Here is a 5,362-nt window from a genome sequence, read left to right as displayed (position 1 = left end):
TTACCAAGCGGGGCAGCGTCGTTCCGGTGCGGGCTTGACCCTTCTGTTTCAGCCGATGCCCCCAGGGTGTGAAGGGATCCCCAGCCAGGTGGGGTTGGCAGTTAGCAAAAAAGTGAGCAAATCGGCGGTACGGCGGAACCGGCTGCGGCGTTGCCTGCGGGAGGCCATACGGCCTCTCTGTCCAAACCTGAAGCCTGGCTACCAGTTGCTGCTCATCCCCAAGCCCAACCTGCTCACCTACAAGTGGCCAGAGCTACAGGCAGAGGTGCATCGTCTTTTGCAAAAGGCCGATCTGCTCGTCGATCCAAGCCCAGATCCTGGGCCTTCTTAGAGGCTGGGCAGGCTGCACTACCCGTGCTAGCCTGGTGCCATCATCTGCTGCTGGTTGCACCAGATATGGGGTGGGATGTACATCAAGCGGATCGAGCTGACCCGATTTAAGTCGTTTGGCAGCACGACCTCGCTGCCCCTGTTGCCGGGTTTTACGGTCATCTCCGGCCCCAACGGCTCCGGCAAGTCTAACATCCTGGATGGGATCCTATTTGCGCTGGGGCTGTCTTCCTCACGGGGGATGCGGGCAGAGAGGCTTTCGGATCTGGTGCATTCCGGCAGCCTCAACAGCAACCGGCGGGTGGAGACCCACGTTTCCGTCACCTTCGATCTGGGGCCGGGAGAAGACGGCCAGCCCAGAGAATGGAAAGTCAGCCGTCGGCTGCGGGTCAGCCCCGGCAAGGGGGAGGATCCCGACTCCCTGCCCTACACCAGCACCTTCTACATCAACGATGTGCCCTGCACCCTGAGCGAGCTGCACGAGCAACTGGAGGCGATGCACATCTACCCCAACGGCTACAACGTTGTCTTGCAGGGGGATGTTACCAGCATCATCTCCATGAACTCCAAGGAGCGGCGGCAGATCCTCGACGAATTGGCGGGGGTGGCCACCTTCGACCGCAAGATCGCCCAGGCCAACGCCAAGCTGGAGGGGGTGCGAGAACAAATTGAGCGCTTCCGGCTCATCGAGCAGGAATGGCAAGCCCAAAGAGAGCGGCTGCTCAAGGAGAGCGAAAAGGCGCAGCAGTACCAGCAACTGCGGCTGCAGTGGCAAACGCTGGAGCAGCAGCAACAGGTGTTGCTCTGGCGGCATTTGCAAGCCCAAGTGGAAGCAACCCAGGCAGCCATTCGTCAGCTTTTGGTAGCTCAGGAGCAAGCCACTGCTCAGGTGCAGACCTTGAGCGAGCAGTTGCAGCAGGCCGAAGCCGCCCTGAGCGAGCTGCAAAGCCGCATCCACACCCTGGGGGAGGAAGAATACCTGCACCTGCAGGCCCAGATCGCTGCCACCGAAGTGCAACGGCAACAGCTCAGCCAACAGATCGCAGCCTGGCAGCAGGAAATCGAGCAAGCGCAGCGCCTGCAGCAGGAGCGCCAAACCCAACAGCAGCACCTGCAGACAGAGCTGGAACACCTGCAAAGCCAACAGGAGCAACTGGCCCAAGCCCAGGGATCCCTGCAAGCCCAGGTGCAGAAAGCCCGAATCAGCCTGGAGCAAAGCCGTGAACAACTGCGGGCCCTGTCCCAATCTGCCGAGGCCTGGGTCAAGCAGCAGCGCTACCTCACCCGCCACCTCGAAGAGATCCGCGCCGAACAGGAGCCTCTGCAGCAGGAGCAAATTCGCCTGCAAGAGCGACAACGGCAACTGGAACGGCAAAGCCAGGAGACCCAGGCGGAGATCGCCCAGATCGAGACGTGGCTGGGATCCCACCTGGCCCTCACCGCCGAGCTGGAACAGGCCTGCCGGCAGTCGGAAGCCCAGGTGCAGGCCCTGGCCCAAGAGCTGGCGCAACTGCAATCCAACCTGGAGCTGGATCGCGCCACCCACGAGCGGCTGGCCGCCGAGTTCCACGCCAAGCAGCGGCAACTGGACAAATGGGAGACCCGCCGCCAAGTGCTGCAAGAATCCCAGGGATCCCGCGCCACCCAGGCCATCCTGAGCGCCCGCCTGCCGGGGGTTTTGGGATTGGTGGCCCAGTTGGGGCAGGTGGATCCCCAGTATCAACTGGCGCTGGAGATCGCGGCAGGCAACCGACTGCACTTTGTGGTGGTGGAAGATGACAGCGTCGCCGTCAGCGCCATCAACCTCTTAAAGCGGGAAAAACTGGGGCGCGCCACCTTTTTGCCTCTGAACAAGCTGCCGCCCGCCCGCCCGCCCGCCCCCCTCAACTTAAACGGTCTGATCGACTACGCCATTCGTTTGGTGCACTTTGAAGAGCGCTACCGAGATGTTTTTGGCTTTGTGCTCGGATCCACCCTGGTTTTCCAGAGCCTGGAGCTGGCCCGGCCCTACATCGGCCAGCACCGCATGGTCACCCTGGAAGGGGAGCTGCTGGAAACCTCAGGGGCCATCAGCGGCGGCACCAGCCCGCAGCGACAGGGGATCCATTTTTCTGCCGGCGAACACTCGGAAGGGGAAGCCCTGCGCGCCCGCCTGGCCGATCTGGAAGCGCTGCTGGCCGCCCTCACCCCTCGCCTAAAAGCCGCCCAAGCCCGCGAAAAACAACTGGCCCAGACCCTGCTCCTGGCCCGCCAGGATGCCCTGCAAGCCCGGCAATATCTGGAGCGACACCAGGCCGATTGCCAAAACCAGCAGGCCCGCCTGCAACACCTACAGGGATCCCTGACGCAATGGCAAAGCGAAAGCCACCAGATCCAGCAGCGGCTGCACCAGATTCAACTCCGCTGGGATCCCTTGCAACAGCGCCTGGCCGACCTCACCCTCAAGCTCAGCCAACTGGAGGGATCCCCGGTCAACCAGCACTGGCAGCAACTGCAGCAGACAGTGCAGCAGCAGGAGAGCCACCTGGCGGAGCTGCAACACCACCTGGCCCACCTAGAGCGACAGCAACAGGAGAACCTCAGCCAGCAACACCTGAAGCAGGCCCAGATCCAGCACCACCAGGAGCGCCTGCAAGAGGGCGAACGGCGTCAGGCCCAACTTCAAGAGCAAATCGCCCAGGCCCAGGCCACTCTCGCCCAAATCCAGCAGCACATTGCCGAGCAACGGCAACAGATGGGCCAGATTGAAGCCCGCCTCGCCCACCTGCGCCAAGAGCGAGAGCGGCAGGAATTTCAACTGCGCGTCCAACAGCAGCAGCTCCAACGCCTGGAATGGGAACGCTACAACGCCCTCACCCAACAGCAAGAAAAAGAGGCCATCCTGGCCCAACTGCAAACCCAACTGCAAGCTGCGGCCCAAGCGCTGCCGCATCCCCTTCCCCCCTTGCCCCCCCACCTGACCCTAGACGAGCTGCAGCAGCAAAAACGCAAAATCGAAGAGCAATTGCGATCCCTGGAGCCGGTGAACATGTTGGCCATCGCCGAATATGAACAGACCCAAGCCCGCCTAGGGGATCTCAGCGCCAAACTGGCAACCCTGCACCAAGAGCGCACCGAATTGCTGCTGCGCATCGAGAACTTTTCTACTCTGCGCCGCCAAGCGTTTTTGGATGCCTTCCATGCCATCAACAGCCATTTCCAGACCATCTTTGCCCAGCTTTCCGAGGGCGAGGGCTACTTGGAATTGGAAAACCCAGAGGATCCTTTGGCTGGGGGTCTGACCCTGGTGGCCCGCCCCAAAGGCAAGCCGGTGCGTCGTCTCAGCGCCATGTCGGGCGGAGAAAAATCCTTGACGGCCCTCAGCTTTATTTTTGCGTTGCAACGGTTTCGCCCCTCCAGCTTTTATGCCTTTGACGAAGTGGACATGTTTTTGGATGGGGCCAACGTGGAAAAGTTGGCCGACATGATCTGGCAGCAATCCCGCCAGGCACAATTTTTGGTGGTCAGCCTGCGCCGCCCCATGATCGAAAAAGCCGAGCGCACCATCGGGGTGACCCAGGCTCGCGGCGCCTACACCCAAGTAATTGGCCTGGTCAACCCCACCGCTCACGTCGGCTAAACTAGACCGACACTTTTATTTTGTGGTGGAGATCCTCTCGCCCACCGATTCTTGGGTTCAAGCCCAGGCCAAGATGCAGGAGCACTTGGACAACGGCTGCCGCTTGGGGTGGCTTTTGGATCCCAAGGCCAAGCGGGTGATGATCTACCGGCCAGGACAGGCGCCGGAGCTGGTGGAAGACCCAGAAACCTTGTTGGGAGAAGACGTGCTGCCCGGCTTTACCCTGCCCATCCGCAAAATCTGGTCTGCCGAGAGCTAGAACCTGCCAGGGTTGCCCTTACCTCCAGACCTACAACCGCTAGGGTTTTGAGAGGCAAAAAATAGGCACCCCCCACTGCGGACAGTGGCAGAAGGGAGTGCGCGGGGTTTATTCTATTCGCAGCCTCTGCAAAAAGGCAGGTCGCCATGAAGAGATGGGCGCAGGCAGGAAGAGTGTGGGCAATGGCCGTGGCAATCGGCGGGATCCTTCCAGCCAGCGTGATGGGCCAGGCAGCCCTGCCACCCGTTCCGGTCGTCCCCTCAATTGAGGAGCCAAGTGTTGCGCCAGCTTCTCCCTCCCAAGGGGCGCCAGCCAATCCCGTGCTTCGGCCCCCTTCTCCTGCGCCAGCCCTGGGCCAGGATCTGCGCTATCTGGTGGGGCTGTTCATCAACGAGTCTTGGCAGGCGGGCAACCAGGCTGCTGCGGTCAACTACAACGACCTCTACACCCGCCTGTTGGCCCGCACCTACAGGGATCCCCGCCCGCCCATCGAAGTTGAGTATGAGCTAATTCGAGAGATCCTGCGCGAATATGGGGATCCCGCCGATCGCTTCTGGGATCCGCAAAGCTTTAGGGACTTGCTCAACCGCCCTCGTCCATCCCTCCAGGCGCGTCAGATTGGGCCGCGCCAGGTTTACCTGGCAGTGCCGGAGCTCACCCCTGCCACCGCCCAGCAGATCCGCCAAGCCCTCTACACCCAGGATTACAGCCAGGGCGTCGTCCTGGATCTGCGCGGCTCCATCGGCTACGACCCCCAGGTGGTAGCGGATGTGGCACGCCTATTTTTGCCCCGCTCCATGCAGCCGCTGCTGGTTACCGAAGACCGCTTTGGCCAGCCTACCCCCTGGAACAGTGAAAACTTGCCCCTCGCCGCCGGGATCCCGTTGGCCGTCCTTGTCGATGGCAACACCCGCCAGGGGGCTACCCTCCTGGCAGCCCAGCTGGGAGCTAGCGGCAGCACCGTTATTGTGGGACAGACCACCCAAGGCAGCGAGCGCCAGACCCGCTTCTTTGCCCTGCCTTCTGGCGCGGCAGTGGAACTGGCCGTAGCCACTTGGAAAACAGGCGATGGACGCCCCCTGGCCCAGGGTTTGGTGCCCCTGCAAAGGGTGGAGGGGGATGAGAATGCCTGGCTCAAGGCCGCCCTAGAAGCC

The 5,362-nt window shown here is 62.0% G+C and carries 4 protein-coding genes; all 4 read left to right on the top strand.

Annotated features, from left to right (window positions below):
- Positions 1-331 (top strand): ribonuclease P protein component (gene rnpA / locus NW845_RS12215; RefSeq protein WP_414378725.1); only part of this gene is annotated, 331 nt, incomplete at its 5' end.
- 75 nt (positions 332-406) lie between these two features.
- The gene (smc, locus tag NW845_RS12210) at positions 407-3,949 is read left to right on the top strand and encodes a chromosome segregation protein SMC (protein WP_414378724.1); all 3,543 of its coding nucleotides are present in this window, start codon (positions 407-409) and stop codon (positions 3,947-3,949) included.
- Entirely contained in the window at positions 3,915-4,208 is a 294-nt protein-coding gene (locus NW845_RS12205; RefSeq protein ID WP_414364795.1) for a Uma2 family endonuclease, read from the top strand. The genes smc and NW845_RS12205 overlap by 35 nt, the downstream gene beginning before the upstream one ends.
- A gap of 182 nt (positions 4,209-4,390) precedes the next feature.
- A partial coding sequence (locus tag NW845_RS12200) for a S41 family peptidase (RefSeq protein WP_414378723.1) occupies positions 4,391-5,362 on the top strand: 972 nt, incomplete at its 3' end.

The sequence above is a fragment of the Synechococcus sp. H60.2 genome, from assembly GCF_047462315.1.
GTDB lineage: Bacteria > Cyanobacteriota > Cyanobacteriia > Thermostichales > Thermostichaceae > Thermostichus.
The sequence above is the reverse complement of the archived record's forward strand: the minus strand, read 5'-3'. Positions and strand labels throughout refer to the sequence as shown.